Below are 20841 nucleotides of genomic sequence, written 5' to 3' on the forward strand. Positions count from 1 at the left end.
TCCTAGTTGAGGTACTGACAGGTGGATCGCGGGGTGAACACGCCGTGCCCGGCACGGCCGGTGTACTCCCGCTCGGTGATGACGGGTTCGCCGCGCGAGAGGACCGTCTCGACCCGGCCGGTGACCCGCCGGCCCTCGTACGCCGAGTAGTCGACGTTCATGTGGTGCGTCTCGGCGGAGACGATCTGCTCGGCGTGCGGGTCGTAGACGACCACGTCGGCGTCGGCGCCCGGCGCGATGGTGCCCTTCTTCGGGTAGAGGCCGAACATCCGGGCCGGGGTCGCGCAGGCGATCTCGATCCAGCGGCGGCGCGAGATGTGCCCGTCGACGACCGCCTGGTGGAGCAGGTCCATGCGGTTCTCCACGCCCGGCAGGCCGTTGGGGATCTTGGAGAAGTCGCCGCGGCCGAGTTCCTTCTGGCCGACGAAGCAGAAGGGGCAGTGGTCGGTGGAGACGACCTGGAGGTCGTTCGTGCGCAGCCCCCGCCACAGGGCCGCCTGGTGCTCCTTCGGCCTGAGGGGCGTGCTGCACACGTACTTGGCGCCCTCGAAGTCCGGCTCGGCGAGGTTGTCGGTGGACAGGAACAGGTACTGGGGGCAGGTCTCGCCGAAGACGTTCAGCCCCTCGTCGCGGGCCCGGGCCAGTTCGGCCACCGCCTCCGTCGCCGAGACGTGCACGACGTACAGCGGGGCGCCGGCGACCTGGGCCAGCCGGATGGCCCGGTGGGTGGCCTCGGCCTCCAGCAGGGCCTTGCGGACCTCGCCGTGGTAGCGCGGGTCCGTCTCGCCGCGGGCCAGGGCCTGTTCCACCAGGACGTCGATCGCGATGCCGTTCTCGGCGTGCATCATGATCAGGCCGCCGTTGTCGGCGGAGCGCTGCATGGCGCGCAGGATCTGGCCGTCGTCGCTGTAGAAGACGCCCGGGTAGGCCATGAACTGCTTGAAGGAGGTGATGCCCTCCTCGACCAGGTGGTCCATCTCCTTGAGCGTGTGCTCGTTGACGTCGGAGACGATCATGTGGAAGCCGTAGTCGATCGCGCAGTTGCCGTCGGCCTTGGCGTGCCAGGCGTCGAGGCCCTCGCGCAGGCTGTGGCCGACGCTCTGCACGGCGAAGTCGATGATCGTCGTGGTGCCGCCCCAGGCGGCGGCTCGGGTGCCGGTCTCGAAGGTGTCGGAGGCGAAGGTGCCGCCGAAGGGCAGCTCCATGTGGGTGTGGGCGTCGACGCCGCCGGGGATGACGTACTTCCCGGTGGCGTCGATGGTGCGCTCGGCGGTGAAGGATGCGGCGGCGGGTGTCCCCGTGGCCGCGAGGGCGGCGATGCGGCCGTCCTCGATCAGGACATCGGCGTGGATCTCGTCGGATGCGGTGATGACGAGGCCGCCGCGGATGACTGTACGGCTGCTCATGTCGGGGTCACTCCTCGCAGTGGATGCGTGCCGGTGGTGGGTGGTTGCTCGCGCGCACGCGGCGGCAGCCGCAGATCGGATGCGGCCCGCGCCCCTAAGGGGCCGTCAGCGGGCCGTACGTTCCGGGCGCCCGGTCCCGGTAGAACTGCCAGCGGTCGCGGACCTCGCGGAGCGTGGCCATGTCCAGGTCCCGCACCACCAGTTCGGGCTCCTTGTCGCCGGCCACCTCGCCGACGAACCGGGCTTCCGGGTCCACGAAGTACGAGGTGCCGTAGAAGTCGTTGTCGCCGTACTCCTCGGCCCCGACCCGGTTGATCGCGCCGACGAAGTACGCGTTGGCGACGGCGGCCGCCGGCTGCTCCAGCTGCCAGAGGTAGCCGGACAGGCCCCGGGAGGTGGCCGAGGGGTTGAAGACGATCTCCGCGCCCGCGAGTCCCAGGGCGCGCCAGCCCTCGGGGAAGTGGCGGTCGTAGCAGATGTAGACGCCGACCCTGCCCACGGCCGTGTCGAAGACGGGCCAGCCGGAGTTGCCCGGCCGGAAGTAGAACTTCTCCCAGAAGCCCCGCACTTGCGGGATGTGCGTCTTGCGGTACTTGCCGAGGTAGGAGCCGTCCGCATCGAGCACAGCGGCGGTGTTGTACAGGACGCCGGGCTGCTCCTCCTCGTACATCGGCAGCACCAGGACGAGGCCGAGTTCCTTCGCCAGGGCCTGGAAGCGGCGGACGATCGGGCCCTCGGGGATCTGCTCGGCGTACGCGTAGAAGGCCGGGTCCTGCACCTGGCAGAAGTAGGGTCCGTAGAACAGCTCCTGGAAGCAGAGGACTTGGGCACCCTGTGCGGCGGCGTCGCGGGCCGCCTGCTCGTGGGCCCGGATCATGGACTCCTTGTCGCCCGTCCAGGCGGTCTGGAAGACGGCGGCACGGATCACTCGGCTCATCGGGACCTCCGGTCGCTCGGTGTGCCGTGAGCCTAGGGAGGCCGGGACGCGTCGTTGAGTTGCACCGTGTCACGTCCCGGGGCGTGCGGCGTGTCACCGTGTCACTGCTTCGTGGATCCATGTTTCACCTCCGTTTCCCCAGGTGGTGGCCCGTTTCACTGCTGTTGCGCGTCGTGCGCGAGGAGCGCGATGTGCACCGAGGCGGCCTGCTCGAAGTCGTCCAGGTCCACCCCGAGGCGCGCCTGTATCGCCTCCAGGCGGCGGTAGAGGGCGGGCCGGGAGACGTGGTGGAGCTGGGCCGTGCGGGACTTGTTGCGGCCGGTGGCGAGGTAGGTCCGCAGCACGGGCAGCAGGTCCTCGTCGCTCGCGCAGAGCAGCCCGTCCAGCTCCCGTTCCGCGAAGGACTGCACGTGCGGGTCGTCGCGCAGGAGGCGGATCAGCCCCCGCAGGTGGACGTCCCGGAGGCGGACGACCGGGGGGAGGTCGAGGGCGGTGGCGGAGTCGGCGACGGCGTCCGCGACGTGCCGCGCCTCGCGCAGTCCGCCGGGCACGTCCTCCCAGGCGGTACGGGGCGCGGCCGCGGCGACGACCAGGCGCTCGGGGCCGGTCTCCGTGCGCAGCCGGGCGGCGAAGTGCGCGGCGAGCGCGACGGCGTCCTGGTCGCGGGGCAGGCTGAGCAGCACGGCGGTGGCCCCGGCGGCCAGTTCGGCGACCAGTCCGCTCAGGCCGAGCAGCCGCAGCAGCCGTTCGATCCGGGCGGGGTCGCCGCCGGGCACGACCAGCGGCACGAACGTCCGCCGGTTGACCGGCAGTCCGGCCGCCCGCGCCCGGGGCAGCAGCTGCCGCGCCGGTACGGCCCCGCCGGCCAGGTCGGTGAGCAGCCCCCGCGCGGACTGCTCCTCCCAGGAGCACCCGGCTCGGCCGCCGAGCATGCGGTGCAGGACGAGGGCCTCGGCGGCGCGGTCGGCCAGCAGCCGTCCCGTGGCGGTGTCGCCGCGGTAGCCGCACAGCACGATCCGGCCCCAGCGCTCCCCGCGCCCGCCCAGTTCGGCCCGGATCCAGCCGTCGCCGTCGGTGCCCCTGCCCGTGCCCGAGCGGCCGGGTTGGTGCCCCCCTGCCTGGCGGGCGATGCGCTCCCAGTCGCGCAGCACGTCGTCCACCGCGGGCCGCTCCCCCGCCGTGCCGAGGACGCGGTGGGCGAGGTTGGTGACGACGACCGGGCAGGCGCTGTGCCGGGCGACCTCGTCGAGCAGGCGTTGCAGGGGCGCGCCCGCGGTGATCAGGGCGGTGAGTCCGGTGCGCACGGCCTCCGAGAGGCTGACGGCGGCGAACTTGCGCCGCACCAGGCGGGACTGGACCTCCTCGGTCAGTTCGGCGAAGGGGAAGGGACGGTGCAGGACGACCATCGGCAGTCCGCACCGCTCGGCGGCCCGGCGCATCACGGCGGGGGCCGCGGGGAAGGCCCGGCCCAGGCCGAGGACGACGGCGGCGGCCTCCGCGCGGTGCAGGGAGCGGACGTACTCGGCCTGCCTGTCCTCGTCGCCGGCGAGCAGCACGCCGGTGGTGAGGACCATCTCGCCGCCGCTGAGCATCACACCGACGTCGGCGGCCTCGGCGACGTGCACCCAGCGCACGGGCCGGTCGAGGTGGCCCGCCCCAGCCACCACCTCGGGCTCCCCGGCGAGGACCCGCTCCAGGGCGAGGACCTGCCGGACCGACAGGGCCGGTTCCGGGGCGTCCGAGGTGGTGGTCATGGCGACGGCTCCCCTGGTTCAGTCCATCTCTACCGGATGGTCCGCAGAGCGTTCTCGAGGATCGCGGCGCCCTCCTCGGCCTCCGCGACGTTCAGGGACAGCGGCGGGGCGACGCGCAGCGCGCTGGTGTCGTGGCCGCCTCCCTTGCCGATCAGCAGTCCGCCCTCCCGGGCGGCCTCCAGCACCGCAGCGGCGGCCTTCGGGTCGGCCTCGTCGGTGCCGGGCCGGGTGATCTCGATGCCGATCATCAGGCCGCGCCCGCGCACCTCACGTACGGCCGGGACCTGGGCGGCGGCCGACCGCAGCCGCTCGACGAGCAGGCCGCCCACCCGCCGGGCGTTGCCCTGGAGGTCGTGCTCCAGCAGGTAATTGAGGTTGGCGAGGCCGGCCGCCATGGTGACCTGGGTGCCGCCGAAGGTGGAGATGCTGTTGGAGTCCAGGCAGTTCATGATCTCGGAGCGGGCCACGACCCCGCCGACGGACATCCCGTTGCCGATGCCCTTGGCGAAGGTCAGGATGTCGGGCGGCCCGTTCTGCCCGTGCGCCTGCCAGCCCCAGAAGTGCTCGCCCGTGCGGCCCCAGCCGGTCTGCACCTCGTCGGCGATCCACAGGATGCCGCGTTCGTGCAGCACCTCGCGGAAGGCCGCGTAGAGCCCGTCGGGCGGGGAGGTGAAGCCGCCGACGCCCTGGATGGGCTCGGCGATCAGCGCCGCCGGCGCGCGGGTGTGGCCGAGCAGGTCCTTCAGGTCGTCGACGCAGGCGTCGACGAAGTCGGCGTCGTTCAGGGAGGCGTACGGGCCGCGGGTGCGCACCCCGCCGTGGACGTACAGCGTCTGCAACGGGGACAGCGAGGTCGGGGACCAGCCGCGGTTGCCGGTGATGCCCACGGCACTGAAGGAGCGGCCGTGGTAGCTGTTGCGCATCGCGAGGATCGTGTTGCTGCGCCGGTAGGCCGTGGCGAGCAGCAGGGCGGTGTCGTTGGCCTCGGTGCCGGAGGTGGTGAAGAAGACCCGGGCGTCCGGGATGCCGCTCAACTGGGCGACGTGCTCGGCCAGTTCCACCATCGGGCGGTTGAGGTACAGGGTGGAGGAGTGGACGATCCGCCCGGCCTGCTCGCTCACCGCCTTGGTCACCTCGGGCAGGGCGTGCGCGGTCATGGTGGTGAGGATGCCGCCGAAGAAGTCGAGGTAGCGGTTGCCCTCGGCGTCCCAGACGTGGCGGCCCTCGCCGTGGGTGATCTCGAGGGGCTCCTCGTAGTAGAGGGCGAGCCAGTCCGGGAGCACGGCCCGGTGGCGGCCCAGCAGGTCGTGGGTCACGGCTGCACCAGCCCTTCGTAGGCGTCGGGGCGGCGGTCGCGGTAGAAGGCCCACGTCTGCCGCACCTCTTCGATGAGGTCGAGGTCGATGTCCCGGACCACGAGCTCCTCCGCGCTGTCGCTGGCGACGTCCCCGACGAACTGCCCGCGCGGGTCGACGAAGTAGCTCGTGCCGTAGAAGTCGTTGTCGCCGTACTCCTCCTGGCCGACGCGGTTGATCGCGGCGATGTAGTAGCCGTTGGCGACGGCCGCCGCGGGCTGCTCCAGGCGCCACAGGTGGGAGGAGAGGCTGCGGTGGGTGGCGGAGGGGTTGTAGACCAGCTGGGCTCCGGCCAGGCCGAGTTGGCGCCAGCCCTCCGGGAAGTGCCGGTCGTAGCAGATGTACACCCCGACCTTGCCGGCGGCGGTGTCGAAGACGGGCCAGCCGAGGTTGCCGGGCTTGAAGTAGAACTTCTCGCGGAAGCCCTTGAGCTGCGGGATGTGGTGCTTGCGGTACTTGCCGAGGTAGGTGCCGTCGGCGTCGATCACGGCCGCGGTGTTGTAGTAGAAGCCCGGCTGCTCCGCCTCGAACACCGGCGCGACGATCACCATGCCGGTCTCGCGGGCGAGCGCCCGCATCCGCCGCACCGTCGGCCCGTCGGGGACGGGCTCGGCCCAGCGGTAGTGCTCCGGCTCCTCGACCTGGCAGAAGTAGGGACTGTTGAAGACTTCCTGGAACCCGATGATCTTCGCGCCCCGGCGGGCCGCCTCGCGGGCGTGCTCCTCGTGTTTCGCCACCATGGACTCGGTGTCGCCGGTCCAGGTGGCCTGGACCAGAGCGGCACGTACGACGTTGGCCATGAGCTGCTCCTTCGACGCGACGTGTGCGCCTCTACGCCCGTAGAAGCGGGCCGTAGAGCCACGAACGTAAGCCTCCGGCACGGGCTTGCCAAGACCATCGTCGCCAACCCGCGGGGCGGAGCGCGATTCGCACCCCTGTGGGTGAGTGGCCGGGCCCGGTCCGGCGCCGCTCAGCCGGGTGCTCCGGCGGCCCGCAGGGCGGTCGCGACGTTGCGGCGCCGCTGGTCCGACACGGCTCCGGCGGCCCGCAGCAGCAGTGGCACGAGACGCTGGGGGGCGGGCTCGGCGCACCGGGCGGCCTCCTCGGGGGTGCGGACCCTGACGTGGGTGTCGAGCAGGGCGCGCGCCTCGCGGTCCCGGCCCGCGTCGAGCAGGCCGAGCACCGCCCGGCCGATCTCGCCCGGTGGGCGTGCGACGCCCTGCCGCAGGACCTGCCGGCCGTCCTCGGCCCGTCCGGCGGCGGTCAGCGCGTCCGCGGCGGCGACCAGCCGTCCGGCGGGCAGGCAGGCGGCCTCCCACAGCAGGGTCTGCCAGTCGGCGTCCAGCCCGGCCCGGTGGAGTTCGTCCGCTAGGAGGGGCAGTCGGGCGGGGTCAGCGTGGGCGGCCTCGGCCAGCAGGGCGTGCGCCTGCCCGCTCCGTCCCTCGCCGCGCAGCCGGGCCAGTGCGGCCACGATCTCCCCGGCCTCCTCCCGCGCACCCGCGGGGACCTCTTCCCTCGCCTCCGCCCCGGGGCCGGCGGGGTCCTCCTCCACGACCCCGGCGAAGCGCGCCCCACGGGGAGCGCGGGAGGGGGCCCGGCCGGGAACCGGTCCCGGCCCGGCGACGTCCGGCGCGGCGACGGGCTCGCCCTCTTCCCCGGCCATCCCTGCGAAACGCGCACTGCCGCGCCGCCGCTTACGGGGCCCAGCCCCGCGGCCGCCCCCGGCCGACGGGCCGACCGGGCGCCGAGCACCGTCCCCGTCCCCGGCCTGTGCGACCCGCCCGTGCGCGGGCGTCTCGGCGTCCCCGACGGACTCACCCGCTGCGCGCACAGGCGCCTCGGCCCTCTCGGCGGGCTCCCCCGAGCCCTGCGGCGGTACGAGGTCCCCCGCCCAGGCACCCCGGCCGAGCGCTTCCGCTTCGGCACCACCGGCGTGCGGCCACGCCCCGGGGGCCCCGGCCCACGTGTCCCGGCCGTGCGCGTACGCGCCAACGGCCCCGCCCGGCCTGCCCCGACCCTGGACATCCACGTCTGCGGGCCTGCCCGCCTCGCCCTGCTCGTGCGCACGCACGCCATGGATCCCACCCGGCCCGCCCCGGCCGTACGCATCCGCGTCAGCGGCATGGACCAGCACACCCTGCTGTTGCGCACGCACACCAGGCATCCCACCGGGGCCACCCGGGCCGTACGCGTACTCGTCTGCGGGCCCGGCCGCCTCACCCCCGGCCCCCGCAGCCCCCTCGGCCTCTCCGGGCGGCGGCTCGGCTCCGCCGTACACCCCCGCGTCGGCGATGCGCGCGCGCAGCTCCTCGCAGCGGGCGTGGGCGCGTGCGTGGTCGTCCTCGGCCCAGGCCAGGTCCCGGGCGAGGGCGTCGGCCAGGTCAGGCGTGGGGGCCGCGGCCAGCCTGCGGGCGAGGGCGGCCCGGCGTGCGGCGGCGGCGCGCTCGGTGCGGAGCAGCACGCCGAGACGGTGCCGGAGCGCGGCCCGGGCGCCGGGAACGCTGTCGCAGGCGCGTAACGCGGCCGCGTGCAGGACACGCAGCCGTGCGCTCTCGCCGGCCGCCGCATCCGGCCCGTACCGCGCGGCCAGGTCCCCCAGCAGCGAGTCGACCACGTCCCAGGGAGGCACCTCGCGCCCATCGAGGCACGCCCTCATGCTCTCGGGGTCGCGCCGCCAGAACACCGCGCACCAGCCGCCGCGGGGATCGAGGCGGGCCAGCAGCCCGTCCAGGTGGTTCGCGAACTCCCGCACCGCAAGCGGGAGTTGTTCCGCCGTCATCATCCGACTCCCGCCCGACCGGAGCACTCCGCCCCGTAGGCAACACCAGTCGTGTTACGGCGGCGCTACGGAGAGTTTTCCGCTGCGGGGCGGCTCCCCCCCGGGGCGGCTCAGACGGGCACGGGGGCACACTGCCCGGCCAGTTGGTCCATCGACAGCCCGAGGACCCCGGCCAGGGCGGCCACCGTGAAGAAGGCCGGGGTCGGGGCCCGTCCCGTCTCGATCTTGCGGAGGGTCTCGGCGGAGATTCCGGCGTTCGCCGCGATCTCCGTCATGCTCCGGTCGCCGCGCGCCTCACGCAGCAGCCGGCCCAGCCGCTCGCCGCGTTCGCGCTCTTCGGGGGTGAGAGGGGTGCGCACCATGCCCCCCATTCTAATACCGGTATAGTAATTGGCATGGTGGAGCTGAAGACAGACACATCGATCGACGCCATGTACGAGGCGGGCCAGGTCGTCGCCCGTGCGCTGACGGCCGCGCGGAAGGCAGCCGCCGTGGGCGTGACCCCGCTGGAACTGGACGAGGTGGCGCACGACGTCCTGCGCGAGGCGGGCGCGTCCTCGCCGTTCCTCGGCTACCGGCCGTCCTTCGCGCCGACCCCGTTCCCCGCCGTCCTGTGCGTCTCGGTCAACGACGCGATCGTGCACGGCGTCCCGACCCGCGACCCGCTGCGCGACGGCGACCTCGTGTCCCTCGACTTCGGCGCGGAACTGGACGGCTGGGTCGGCGACTCGGCGCTCAGCTTCGTCGTGGGCACCCCGCGCCCGGCAGATCTGCGCCTCGTCGAGACCGCCGAGCGGGCGCTCGCGGCGGGCATCGGGGCCGCCGTCGTCGGCAACCGCATCGGCGACATCGCGCACGCCGTCGGCACGGTCTGCCGCGCCGCGGGGTACGGCATCCCCGACGGCTTCGGCGGCCACGGCATCGGCCGGCGGATGCACGAGGACCCCGGCGTCCCGAACGAGGGCCGCCCGGGCCGCGGGATGCGCCTGCGGCACGGCATGGTGCTCGCGATCGAGCCCATGGTCGTCGCGGGCGGCACGGACCACTACCACGCGGCGCCCGACGGCTGGACGCTGAAGACGAACGACGGCTCCCGCGCCGCCCACGCGGAGCACACCGTCGCCATCACGGACTCCGGCCCGAGGATCCTGACCGCCCGCTGAGCGCCCCTCTCACCCCGGTATGTCCCGAAAGGTGCCCCTCGTCGGCGATCGTGCGAAGGTGTTCTACGAGCGCGCCCCAGGTGTAACGGGCTGCCACCCGGGTTACCCGACCCCGGCACGTCGACCAGCGAGGGCGTCCCCCGCCCGGGCGCCGGGGACGCCGGGAACGGAAGGCCCATGAGCAGCGGCTTCAGCAGCCCGGAGGGCTACGGCTCGGACCCCTTCGGAGAATTCCTCGCACGCTTCTTCGGCGGACCGCGTCCGGGGCCCCGGCAGATCGATCTGGGCCGGCTGCTGAGCCAGCCGGCCCGGGAGCTCGTCCGCGGCGCCGCCCAGTACGCCGCCGAGCACGGCAGCCGGGACCTGGACACCCAGCACCTGCTGCGGGCGGCGCTCTCCACCGAGCCCACCCGGACCCTCCTCACCAAGGCCGGCGCCAACCCCGACTCGCTCGCGTCGCAGATCGACGAGCGGTCGGGCCCGGCCCAGCACACCCCGGACGACGCCCCGCCGCCCACGGCGCTGTCCCTCACCCCGGCCGCCAAGCGGGCCCTGCTGGACGCGCACGACATGGCCCGGGCCCGGGGCTACGGCTACATCGGCCCGGAGCACGTGCTCAGCGCCCTGGCCTCGAACCCGGACTCGGCCGCCGGGCACATCCTGAACGCGGCCCGCTTCGCCCCCACCGAGCCCGCCGAGGCGCCGGAAGCGCCCCAGGCCGAGCGGCCCCGGCCCACCAACACACCGACCCTCGACAAGTACGGCCGCGACCTGACGGAGCTGGCCCGGCAGGGCCGCATCGATCCGGTGATCGGCCGGGACGAGGAGATCGAGCAGACCGTCGAGGTCCTCTCCCGCCGCGGCAAGAACAACCCGGTCCTCATCGGCGACGCGGGCGTCGGCAAGACCGCCATCGTGGAGGGGCTCGCGCAGCGCATCTCCGAGGCGGACGTGCCCGACGTGCTGATCGGGCGCCGGGTGGTCGCCCTGGACCTGACGGGCGTGGTCGCGGGCACCCGCTACCGGGGCGACTTCGAGGAACGGATGAACAACATCGTGGGCGAGATCCGCGCCCACTCCGACCAGTTGATCATCTTCATCGACGAGCTGCACACGGTCGTGGGCGCCGGGGCCGGCGGTGGCGACGGCGGCTCCATGGACGCCGGCAACATCCTCAAGCCCGCGCTGGCCCGGGGCGAACTGCACATCGTGGGCGCCACCACGCTCGAGGAGTACCGCCGCATCGAGAAGGACGCGGCGCTCGCCCGGCGCTTCCAGCCGATCATGGTGCCCGAGCCGACGCCCGCGGACGCCCTGGAGATCCTGCGCGGACTCCAGGACCGTTACGAGGCCCACCACCAGGTCCGCTACACCGACGACGCGCTGGTCGCGGCCGTGGAGCTGTCCGACCGGTACCTCACCGACCGCCGGCTGCCCGACAAGGCCATCGACCTGATCGACCAGGCCGGCGCCCGGGTGCGGCTGCGGGCCCGGACCAAGGGCACGGACGTGCGGACCATGGAGCGGGAGCTGGAGCAGCTGACCCGGGACAAGGACCAGGCCGTCGCCGACGAACAGTACGAGCAGGCCACGCAGTTGCGGGACCGGATCGTCGAGCTGAAGCAGCGCATCACCGAGGCAGGCGGCGACGGCGAGGTCGACGAGGGCCAGGACCTGGTGGTCGGGGCCGAGGCGATCGCCGAGGTCGTGTCGCGGCAGACCGGCATCCCGGTCAGCAGCCTCACCCAGGAGGAGAAGGAGCGCCTGCTGGGCCTGGCGGAGCACCTGCACCAGCGGGTGGTCGGCCAGGACGAGGCCGTGCGGGTCGTCGCGGACGCGGTGCTGCGCTCCCGCGCGGGCCTCGCCGCCCCCGACCGCCCGATCGGCAGCTTCCTGTTCCTCGGCCCGACCGGCGTCGGCAAGACCGAACTGGCCCGCGCGCTCGCGGAGGCGCTGTTCGGCAGCGAGGACCGCATGGTCCGGCTGGACATGAGCGAGTACCAGGAGCGCCACACCGTCAGCCGGCTGGTCGGCGCCCCGCCCGGATACGTCGGCCACGAGGAGGCCGGCCAGCTCACCGAGGTCGTGCGCCGCCACCCGTACTCGCTGCTGCTGCTCGACGAGGTCGAGAAGGCGCACCCGGACGTCTTCAACATCCTGCTCCAGGTGCTCGACGACGGGCGGCTGACCGACTCCCAGGGCCGCACGGTGGACTTCACCAACACGGTCATCGTGATGACCAGCAACCTCGGTTCGGAGGCGATCACCCGGCGCGGCGCCACCCTGGGCTTCGCCTCGGGCGGCGCCGACGCGGACGAGGAGGCCCGCCGGGAGCAGATCCTGCGTCCGCTGCGCGAGCACTTCCGTCCGGAGTTCCTCAACCGCATCGACGAGATCGTCGTGTTCCGCCAGCTCAGCACGGAGCAACTGCGCCGGATCACCGACCTCCTGCTGGACCGCACCCGCTCCCTCGTGCGGGACAAGGGCGTCACCGTCACCTTCACCGACCGGGCCGTCCAATGGCTGGCCGAGCGCGGCTACCAGCCGGAGTACGGCGCCCGCCCGCTGCGCCGCACGATCCAGCGCGAGGTCGACAACGAGCTGTCACGGCTGCTGCTGGACGGCCGGGTCGACCAGGGCGGTGAGGTGACGGTGGACGTGCTGGACGGCCACTTGGCCTTCGAGACGAAGAGCCCGGCGACGCCGTCGTAGGGGCGCGGGGAGCTGCGCGAGCAGCTCCCACGCGCCCGCACGCGGCGGCTCAGCGGACGGGCCGCACCACCATGGCCGAGCCGCCGCCCCGCCGCACGGTCTCCGCGGCCGCCAGCCACTTGCCGTCCGGCAGCCGCTGGACGCCCGTGGCGGCGCCGATCTCCGGGTTCGCCTTGAAGGAGTGCCCGATCGCCTCGAGCTGCTTCCTCACCCCGCTGTCGAGGCCCGGTTCCAGCTCGGTCTGCGCCGCGTTGCGCTGACTGGCCCGGGGCGCGGCGATGGCGTCGACGAGCGGCAGCCCCCGGTCGAGGAACCCGGTGAGCGTCTGCAGCACCGTCGTGATGATCGTCGCCCCGCCCGGGGAGCCCAGGGCGACCACGGGCCTGTCGTGCCGGTCGAGGACGATCGTCGGCGACATCGAGGAGCGCGGGCGCTTGCCCGGACCGGGCAGGTTCGGGTCGTGCACGGCGGGGCTGGCCGGGCTGAAGGAGAAGTCCGTCAGCTCGTTGTTGAGGAGGAAGCCCCGCCCCGGCACGGTGATCCCGCTGCCGCCGGTCTGCTCGATGGTGAGGGTGTAGGAGACGACGTTGCCCCACTTGTCGGCCACGGTCAGGTGCGTGGTGCTGTCGCCCTCGTAGGTCGTGGGGGCCGCGGTGCCGCCGGCGTCGCACCGCTGGGGCCGGCGCGGATCGCCCGGCGCCACGGGGCTGGTGAGCACCGCGTCGTCCTTGATGAGGCAGCCGCGCGAGTCGGCGAACCGCTGCGAGAGCAGTTCCTTCGTCGGCACGTCCTCGAAGGCGGGGTCCCCCACCCAGCGGCCCCGGTCCGCGAACGCGATCCGGCTCGCCTCGATGTAGCGGTGCAGGTACCGCGCCTTGCTCGCCTTCGACAGGTCGGTGCGCTCCAGGATGTTGAGCGCCTCCCCGACCGTCGTGCCCCCGGAGGAGGACGGCGCCATGGAGTAGACGCCGAGCCCGCGGTACGAGGTCCTGCTGGGCGCCTGGAGACGCAGCCGGTACGCCGCCAGGTCCTTGGCGGACAGGTCGCCCGGCCGGGCGTTCCAGCCCGAAGCGGGGTCGACCGGCGGCTTGTTGACCGTCCGGGTGATCTCCCGTCCGAGCCGGCCGTGGTAGAGCGAGCCGACCCCCTTGCGGGCCAGCTCGTCGTACGTGCGGGCCAGGTCCGGGTTCTTGAAGGTGGAGCCCACCACCGGCAGCCGTCCGCCCGGCAGGAACAGCTCGGCGGTGTCCGGGAAGTAGCGGAAGCGCGTCTCGTTGGACGCCGTCTGCGAGCGGAAGGTCTCGTCGACGGTGAATCCGTCGCGGGCGAGCCGTTCGGCCGGCTTCAGGACGGTGGACAGCCGCTTGCTGCCCCACCGGTCGAGGGCCGCCTGCCAGGTGGCGGGCGTGCCGGGCGTGCCGACGCTCAGGCCGCTGCTGACGGCCTCGGCGAAGGGGATCGGCTTGCCGTCCTCGGTGAACAGCTTCTCGTCGGCGCTCAGCGGCGCGGTCTCGCGGCCGTCGATGGTGCGGACGGTGCGGGACTCGGCGTCGTAGTACACGAAGTAGCCGCCTCCGCCGATGCCGGCGGAGTAGGGCTCGGTGACGCCGAGCGCGGCGGCCGTGGCGACGGCCGCGTCGACGGCGTTGCCGCCCTTGCGCAGCACCTCGATGCCGGCGGCGGAGGCGTCCGGGTCGACGCTGGAGACGGCGCCGCCGTACCCCACGGCGAGGGGCGTCTTCTGCTCCCCGGAGCCGTGGGCGACGGGGGGCGCGGCCGCTCCCAGCGAGGCCACCACGGCGGCCGAGACCGCCAGGACCGTCAGATTCCGTGTGACAGGGCGACGCATCCGCACCTCCAGGCAAAGAACGGTCCGCGCAGCTTAATTCATCGACATGGCCGCGTCAGGCAGGCGTCGAACACCGGTGCGTCGGGCCCGCTAGCATGCGCGCCCATGAATGACGACGTGCGCAACATCGTCCTGGGCGTGATAGCGGCCGGCATCAGCGCCGCGCTCGGCTGGGTGGCCCGCACCTACCTGTACAAGCGCCGGCTGCGCCGCAAGCAGCGGTTCTTCGGGCTGCCCGACAACTCCGAGTCCCTGCTGGTGGTCAACCGCAATGCCGGGGGGCCGGAGTTCGCGGTGATGCGCTACGACGTGTTCGCGCTGCTGGAGCTGGCCGCGCTGATCAAGGACTGCAACGCGCACGCCCAGATCCTCCCGCACGACACGGCCCGCCAGGGCTTCGGTGAGCGCACCGAGTTCTGCGTCGGCGGTCCGGCCTCCAACCGCCGCATGGCCGCACACCTGTCCTCCCTGCTGCCCGGGGTCCGGGTGAACGTGGACGCCGAACCCGGCCCGGACCGCGGCTCGTTCCTGGTGGGGCAGGAGCCCTACCGGATGGACAACGGCCGGGAGGAGTTCGCGCTGCTCGCCCGGCTCACCGCGGAGCGCAGCCAGAACACCCGCCCGGTCTTCCTCTTCTGCGGCCAGAGCGCGATCACCAACCAGGCCACCACGCGGTACCTCGCCCGCAACCACGAGCAGCTGGCCCGCAAGTACGGCGACTCCTCCTTCGTGCTGCTGCTCAAGGTGATCAACTCGCAGGCCTACGGTCCGGACGTCGTCGAACTGGTGGCGGACGTGACACGGGCGGCGCAGACACCGCAACCCGCCGCGGCTCCACACAACAGCCACCGCGCCTCCTGAGGTCCTCCACGTCTCAACAATCGTTACTGGCACGTAACTTACCGACGGGTTACCACTGGTAAGGCACCGAGGTTACCGTTCGGTCACTTTGCACTGACACGAGTGAGGAGTGACCGTGGGACCCCACCGCAAGGCCCTGCGCACCACCGCCGTAGGCGCCGTCTCGGCGACCCTCTTCGCCGGTACCGCCCTCGGATTCGCCCCCACCGCCCAGGCGGCACCGCAGCCCGTCCGCTTCGTCGACATCGCGGGCGAGGGCGGCACCGTCCTCAAGGCCAACGTCGTGACCCCCTCGCAGGCGGGGGCCACCGCCCGGTACCCGCTGCTCGTCATGCCCACCAGCTGGGGCCTGCCGCAGATCGAGTACCTGGCGCAGGCCCAGAAGCTCGCCGACTCCGGCTACGTCGTGGTCACCTACAACGTGCGCGGCTTCTGGCAGTCGGGCGGCGAGATCGAGGTGGCCGGCCCGCCCGACGTCGCCGACGCGTCGAAGGTCATCGACTGGGCCCTCGCCCACACCCCCGCCGACCCCGCGCACGTCGGCATGGCCGGCGTCTCCTACGGCGCCGGCATCAGCCTGCTCACCGCCGCGCACGACGAGCGGGTCAGGGCCGTCGCCTCGCTGAGCGGCTGGGCCGACCTCATCGGCTCCATCTACGCCGGGCGCACGCAGCACCTCCAGGCGGCCGCGCTGCTGGACGGCGCGAGCATCGTCACGGGCCGTCAGGGCGCCGAACTGCGCACCGTGTTCGACGACTTCTACAGCTCGAACCTCGCGAAGGAACCGGACCTCATCGCCTGGGGGAAGAAACGTTCCGCTGTCACCTACGTCGACCGCATCAACCGCAACGGCGCCGCGATCATGCTGGCCAACGCCTGGGGCGACTCGGTCTTCCCGCCCAACCAGTACGCCGACTTCTACGAGAAGCTCACCGGCCCCAAGCGGCTGGAGATACGGCCCGGTGACCACGCGACCGCGGAGCTGACCGGCCTGTTCGGGCTTCCCAACGACGTGTGGACGAACACCGCGCGCTGGTTCGACCACTACCTGCGCGGCGAGGACAACGGCATCGACCGCGAGTCGCCCGTACAGCTCAAGTCCCGCGCGCAGGGCGCCTACGAGGGCTACCCGGACTGGAAGACGGCGGGCGCCACCGAGCGCAAGATCGCCCTCGCGGACTCCCGGACGATCCGCGCCGGCGTCAACTCCGGTGCGGACGGCGGGGTCGTCTTCCTGTCCAGCATCCTCGACCAGGTGGCCCAGCTGCCCCCGATGGCCTCCATCCCCCTGCTCCCCCGCCGCTGGGCCGCCGTGTGGCAGTCCGAGAAGTACGCCGCGGCACAACAGGTGCGGGGAACGGCCCGGTTGCACACGACCCTCACCCCGACCAAGGAGAGCGGCACCCTCGTCGCGTACCTGTACGACGTGGGGCCGCTCGGCCTCGGCAAGCTGGTCTCCCACGCGCCGTACACCTTCCACGGGCGCACCCCCGGGAAGCCGTTCGGCGTCGACCTGGAGCTGTACTCCACGGCCTACGACGTCCCGGCCGGGCATCGCCTCGCCCTGGTCGTCGACACGGTCGACCCGCTCTACATCGAGCACAACCCGTCCGGCGCGCAGCTGACCTTCTCCTCGCCTGCGAACGACCCGTCCTACGTGTCGGTCCCGCTGCGCGAGCAGTGATCTCCGGCTGCCGCCGGACGAGCATGGCCGATGTGAACCGCCGCCCCCGTGGCCTGCGGGCCGCGGGGGCCGCACCCGGTGCGGACCCCCGCGGACCGGGCGGGCGGTCCGGTCACCCCCGGACGGGATCGGCGGCGTTCGAAGTCCCCCTCTCCGGACAGGGATGAAGGGCACATCGTAGTCGAGGTCCCCTGCGGGGGACCGTCCGGTGCCCGCCCGGTCAGTGCTTGAGGATCTTGGACAGGAAGTCCTTGGCGCGGTCACTGCTGGGGTTCGTGAAGAACTCGTCGGGCGTGCGGTCCTCCACGATGCGGCCGTCGGACATGAAGACGACCCGGTTGGCGGCGGACCGGGCGAAGCCCATCTCGTGCGTGACGACGATCATCGTCATGCCCTCCTGGGCGAGTTGCCGCATGACCTCCAGCACCTCGTTGATCATCTCCGGGTCGAGGGCCGAGGTCGGCTCGTCGAAGAGCATGGCCTTGGGCTCCATGGCCAGGGCACGGGCGATGGCCACGCGCTGCTGCTGGCCCCCGGAGAGCTGCGCCGGGTACTTGTCCGCCTGGTCGGCGACGCCGACCCGGTCGAGCAGTTCGTGCGAGCGGCGGTCGGCGTCCTCCTTCTTGCGCCCGCGCACCTTGACCTGTCCCAGCGAGACGTTCTGGAGCACGGTCTTGTGGGCGAAGAGGTTGAACGACTGGAAGACCATGCCGACATCGGCGCGCAGCCGCGCCAGGGGTCTGCCCTCCTCGGGCAGCGGCTGCCCGTCCAGCACGATCTCCCCGGACTCGACGGTCTCCAGGCGGTTGATCGCCCGGCACAGCGTGGACTTGCCCGATCCGGACGGGCCGATGACGACCACGACCTCCCCCCGGCCCACGGTGAGGTTGATGTCCCGCAGGACGTGCAGGTCCCCGAAGTGCTTGTTGACGTCACGCAGCTCGATCAGCGGATCGACGGCCATGCTCAGCCCTACTCACTCTCAGCTGTGTGGTGGTTGCCGCAACGTATCCAGGCCGGATCGGGCGCGCGGGGCGACACGCACCCGTCGATCATTAGCCGTATTTACGCCGGACTTTGGGCCGGTGCTCGGGGCCGCGGCGCTCACGACTCGGCGACCTCCGCGTACAGCTGCGACAGCTCGGGCACGCCGTGCGCGGCCCATTCGTGGCCGGAGTCCACCACGTCGAACTCCCGGCCGGAGGCCAGCCGTACGACGGGCTGCCCGTCGGACCGGAACTCCCAGGCGGCCCCCGCCACGCTGCGCACGATGACGGTGCCGAGGTACAGCCCGGCGTCGTTGCCCAGCCAGGACAGGGCCTCCTCGTCGTCCCGCCAGCCCGGGACCAGTTGGTCCAGCGCCTCCAGCGACGCCGCCGAGTCGTCCAGCGCGACCCCCGCCCGGGCCGCCTGGTTGCGGAGCAACTCGCACTCGGCAAGCAGCTCCGCGATGCCTGCCGGATCGGGGAATGCGGCCTTCCGGCGCCGGTGGCCCAGGAAAGGGATGTTCATACGTCCAGCGTGTCATTCGTACCGCCGTACGCACCACAGGGCGCGCGGACCCGCTGGTTCCGGCCATGGTCAGGCCCGGTGTGCGTGACGCGCGTTGACGCGTCCCGCGCGTCTCCCTACGTTCACCGTGCGCCTTGCGCCCCGTGCGTCGTTACACCTTCAGTTCGTCCCTGCGTTTCGTCCTGTCGTGTCCTGAGCCGATGAGCGGGAGGTGCCTGCCGTGCGCCGTGCCGTCCGGGGGATCCTGGTGGTCCTCACCCTGTGCGGGACGTCGGTCCCCGCCGTCTCGGCGCGGGCCGCCGAGGCGGGGCGGGTCGCCGAGGCGGGGCGGGCCGTGCCCGTGCCGCTGGAGCGGCTCTTCGACAACCGTGCCGTCAGCGACGACAGCCGGCCCGCGGCGGCCGACTTCGACGGCTCCGGTGCCTCCCTGTCGGCGCGTGACCTGACGGCGGCGGGCTGGTCGCCCGGCCGTTCCCTGACCGTGCAGGGAGCGCGGCTGACCTGGCCGAAGCGGCGGCCCGGCGAGCCGGACAACGTGCGCGCGGCCGGTCAGGACGTCCGGCTCGGCGGCCGGGGCGACGCCCTCGCCTTCCTGGTCGCCGGCACGGCCGGCCGGCCGGTGGGCGGGGCGGGCACGGTCGCGTATGCCGACGGCACGCGGTCCGGCTACCGGCTGACCGCGCCCGACTGGCGCACCGGGCCGCTCGCCACGAAGGCGGTGGCCCTGCCGCACATCAACACGCCCGCCGGCCGGCTCACCGAGCGCGCACGGCTGTACGCCGTGACCGTCCCACTGGTCCCCGGGCGGGCGGTCGCCTCGGTCCGGCTGCCGCGCGCGTCCGGGCTGCACGTCTTCGCGCTGTCGGTCCGGACCGCCACCCTCGGCTGGACCGGCAGCTGGGGCACCTCCACGGGCGGTTACGAAGCGGTCGGACCCTGGACGGACCGCACGCTGCGGCTGGTGGTGCACACCTCGGCGGGCGGCTCCCGGGTCAGGGTGCGCCTCGACAACACCTTCGCCGCGGCGCCGGTGCGGATCGGCGGGGCGACGGTGGCCGTGCGGGCGTCGGGCGCCGTCCCGCGGGGCACCCCGGCGCGGCTGGCCTTCGGCGGTGCGGCCGGTGTGCGGATCCCCGCCGGGGCACAGGCGTACAGCGATCCGCTGCCGTTCACCGTCCCGGCCGGCGCCGACCTGCTGGTCAGCTTCCACCTGCCGGGCACGGTCACGGCGGCGCCGGTGCACCGGCTCGGGCGGCAGCGGTCGTACGTGAGCGAGCCCGGGGACCACACGGCGGACGGCTCGGCGGGGGCGTACACCTCGGAGATCACCGGCCGGCCGCTGCTGGCGGGGGTGGACGTGGGCGGCGGCCCCGGGTCCGTGGTGCTGCTCGGGGATTCGATCACCGACGGTGAGAAGTCCACGCCGGACGCCAACCGGCGCTGGCCCGACGTGCTGGCCGGCCGGTTGCTGCGCCAGCACGCCGTGCCGCGCTACGGCGTGCTGAACCAGGGCATCTCGGGCAACCGCGTGACCGGCGACCGGTACCCGGGCGACGGGGTGTCCACGGACGCGGCCGGGGTGAGCGCCCTGAACCGCTTCGACCGGGACGTGCTGGCCCAGCCGTCGGTCCGGACGGCCGTCGTCTTCGAGGGCGTGAACGACCTGCGGTGGGGCGCCCCCGCGGAGCAGGTGATCGCCGGGCTGCGCGAGCTCGCGGACCGGGGTCGCGTCCGGGGGGTGCGGATGCTCGCGGCGACGATCCTGCCCTGCGGCGGCGAGGCACGCTGCACGGCCGCCGTGGACACCGAGCGGCTGGCGGTGAACCGGTGGATCCGCCGCGGCGGCGTCTTCGACGGCGTGCTCGACTTCGACGCCGTCGTGCGCGACCCCGCGCGCCCGTCCCGGCTGCTGCCCGCGTACGACAGCGGGGACCACCTGCATCCCGGCGACACGGGCCTGGCGGCCCTGGCGGACTCCGTCGACCTCGGGCTGCTGCGGCCGTAGGGACCGGTCCTGCCGCCGGAGGGGCCCTAGACGTCCAGGTCCACCACGACCGGTGCGTGGTCGGAGGCGCCCTTGCCCTTGCGCTCCTCGCGGTCCACGTACGCGTCACCGACGGCCTTGGCGAACGGCGCGTTCGCGTACACCAGGTCGATGCGCATGCCGCGGTTCTTGGGGAAGGCGAGCTGGCGGTAGTCCCAGTACGTGAAGGGCCGGTCGTACTTCAGGGGGCGCGGGACCACGTCCGACAGGCCCGCCTCGCGCAGGGACGCGAGGGCGGCGCGCTCCGCCGGGGTGACGTGGGTGGAGCCCTCGAAGACGGCCCGGTCGAAGACGTCGTCGTCGGTCGGCGCCACGTTGTAGTCGCCCATCACGGCGAAGGGGCGGCTGCCCGCGGCGTCACCGGCGACGGCGGCCTTGAGGGCCTCCAGCCACTGGAGCTTGTAGGCGTAGTGCGGGTGGTCCACCTCGCGGCCGTTCGGCACGTAGACCGACCAGACGCGGACCGGGCCGCAGGTCGCCGCGATCGCCCGGGGCTCCACCGAGCCGTCGAAGCCCGGGTCGCCGGGCAGGCCCTTCACGACGTCCTCGATGCCCACGCGGGAGAGCACCGCCACCCCGTTCCACCGGCCGGTGGCGTGGACCGCCGACTCGTAGCCCAGCTCGCGCAGCTGCTCGGACGGGAACTGCTCCTCGGAGACCTTGGCCTCCTGGAGGCACAGCACGTCCGTGCCGCTGCTCTCCAGCCAGGCCAGGAGCCTCGGCAGGCGGGCGGTGATCGAGTTCACGTTCCAGGTGGCGATGCGCATGCCCCACAACCTACCCGC

Annotated in this window: 16 protein-coding genes; 5 read left to right on the forward strand and 11 right to left on the reverse strand. The window is 73.3% G+C overall.

Features of this window, described 5'->3' with window-relative positions:
* Positions 1-2: 2 nt before the first annotated feature.
* The 7 genes from hydA to ACZ6ZN_RS04545 form a co-directional block, all read right to left on the reverse strand.
* Entirely contained in the window at positions 3-1406 is a 1404-nt protein-coding gene (gene hydA / locus ACZ6ZN_RS04515) for a dihydropyrimidinase (RefSeq protein WP_469643003.1), read from the reverse strand.
* 94 nt (positions 1407-1500) lie between these two features.
* Positions 1501-2343, reverse strand: a complete 843-nt coding sequence (locus ACZ6ZN_RS04520; protein ID WP_451878362.1) for a nitrilase-related carbon-nitrogen hydrolase — start codon at positions 2341-2343, stop codon at positions 1501-1503.
* A gap of 155 nt (positions 2344-2498) precedes the next feature.
* Entirely contained in the window at positions 2499-4097 is a 1599-nt protein-coding gene (locus tag ACZ6ZN_RS04525; protein WP_469643005.1) for a PucR family transcriptional regulator, read from the reverse strand.
* A gap of 29 nt (positions 4098-4126) precedes the next feature.
* Positions 4127-5413 carry an aspartate aminotransferase family protein gene (locus tag ACZ6ZN_RS04530; RefSeq protein ID WP_469643007.1) on the reverse strand — a complete coding sequence of 429 codons (1287 nt, stop codon included), beginning with the start codon at positions 5411-5413 and terminating at the stop codon, positions 4127-4129.
* Positions 5410-6252: a nitrilase-related carbon-nitrogen hydrolase gene (locus ACZ6ZN_RS04535; protein WP_333934262.1), complete on the reverse strand. Its 843-nt coding sequence runs from the start codon at positions 6250-6252 to the stop codon at positions 5410-5412. Before ACZ6ZN_RS04535 ends, ACZ6ZN_RS04530 begins: the two co-directional genes overlap by 4 nt.
* A gap of 170 nt (positions 6253-6422) precedes the next feature.
* Positions 6423-8234 (reverse strand): hypothetical protein, encoded by a 1812-nt coding sequence (locus tag ACZ6ZN_RS04540; RefSeq protein ID WP_469643009.1) that lies wholly within the window; start codon positions 8232-8234, stop codon positions 6423-6425.
* A gap of 107 nt (positions 8235-8341) precedes the next feature.
* Complete coding sequence (locus ACZ6ZN_RS04545; RefSeq protein WP_469643011.1) at positions 8342-8593, reverse strand: helix-turn-helix domain-containing protein; 252 nt, start codon at positions 8591-8593, stop codon at positions 8342-8344.
* Between the two features lie 33 nt (positions 8594-8626).
* Here ACZ6ZN_RS04545 and map point away from each other — a divergent pair, with 33 nt between their 5' ends.
* Both map and ACZ6ZN_RS04555 read left to right on the forward strand, forming a co-directional pair.
* Positions 8627-9394, forward strand: coding sequence for a type I methionyl aminopeptidase (map, locus tag ACZ6ZN_RS04550; RefSeq protein WP_469643012.1), 768 nt, complete (start codon positions 8627-8629; stop codon positions 9392-9394).
* A gap of 177 nt (positions 9395-9571) precedes the next feature.
* On the forward strand, positions 9572-12106 hold the full coding sequence (locus ACZ6ZN_RS04555) for an ATP-dependent Clp protease ATP-binding subunit (RefSeq protein ID WP_469643014.1): 2535 nt from the start codon (positions 9572-9574) through the stop codon (positions 12104-12106).
* Positions 12107-12155: 49 nt separating this feature from the next.
* Here ACZ6ZN_RS04555 and ggt read toward each other — a convergent pair whose 3' ends face one another.
* Positions 12156-13955 (reverse strand): gamma-glutamyltransferase, encoded by a 1800-nt coding sequence (gene ggt, locus ACZ6ZN_RS04560; RefSeq protein WP_469643016.1) that lies wholly within the window; start codon positions 13953-13955, stop codon positions 12156-12158.
* 105 nt (positions 13956-14060) lie between these two features.
* Between ggt and ACZ6ZN_RS04565 the strand changes: the two genes are divergently transcribed.
* Both ACZ6ZN_RS04565 and ACZ6ZN_RS04570 read left to right on the forward strand, forming a co-directional pair.
* On the forward strand, positions 14061-14816 hold the full coding sequence (locus ACZ6ZN_RS04565; protein WP_451878369.1) for a hypothetical protein: 756 nt from the start codon (positions 14061-14063) through the stop codon (positions 14814-14816).
* A 115-nt stretch (positions 14817-14931) separates the two neighbouring features.
* Positions 14932-16500, forward strand: a complete 1569-nt coding sequence (locus tag ACZ6ZN_RS04570) for a CocE/NonD family hydrolase (RefSeq protein WP_469643018.1) — start codon at positions 14932-14934, stop codon at positions 16498-16500.
* A 220-nt stretch (positions 16501-16720) separates the two neighbouring features.
* Here the strand turns inward: ACZ6ZN_RS04570 and ACZ6ZN_RS04575 are convergent, their stop codons facing one another.
* Together ACZ6ZN_RS04575 and ACZ6ZN_RS04580 are read right to left on the reverse strand one after the other, a co-directional pair.
* On the reverse strand, positions 16721-17464 hold the full coding sequence (locus ACZ6ZN_RS04575) for an amino acid ABC transporter ATP-binding protein (protein WP_398109523.1): 744 nt from the start codon (positions 17462-17464) through the stop codon (positions 16721-16723).
* A 140-nt stretch (positions 17465-17604) separates the two neighbouring features.
* Entirely contained in the window at positions 17605-18012 is a 408-nt protein-coding gene (locus tag ACZ6ZN_RS04580; protein WP_469643020.1) for a DUF6278 family protein, read from the reverse strand.
* Positions 18013-18232: 220 nt separating this feature from the next.
* Between ACZ6ZN_RS04580 and ACZ6ZN_RS04585 the strand changes: the two genes are divergently transcribed.
* On the forward strand, positions 18233-20017 hold the full coding sequence (locus ACZ6ZN_RS04585; RefSeq protein ID WP_469643022.1) for an SGNH/GDSL hydrolase family protein: 1785 nt from the start codon (positions 18233-18235) through the stop codon (positions 20015-20017).
* Positions 20018-20043: 26 nt separating this feature from the next.
* Here ACZ6ZN_RS04585 and ACZ6ZN_RS04590 read toward each other — a convergent pair whose 3' ends face one another.
* A complete protein-coding gene (locus tag ACZ6ZN_RS04590) occupies positions 20044-20823 on the reverse strand; it encodes an exodeoxyribonuclease III (RefSeq protein WP_469643024.1) in 780 nt (259 codons plus the stop codon).
* Positions 20824-20841 lie beyond the last annotated feature (18 nt).

The sequence above is a fragment of the Streptomyces sp. NPDC053665 genome (assembly GCF_055585285.1).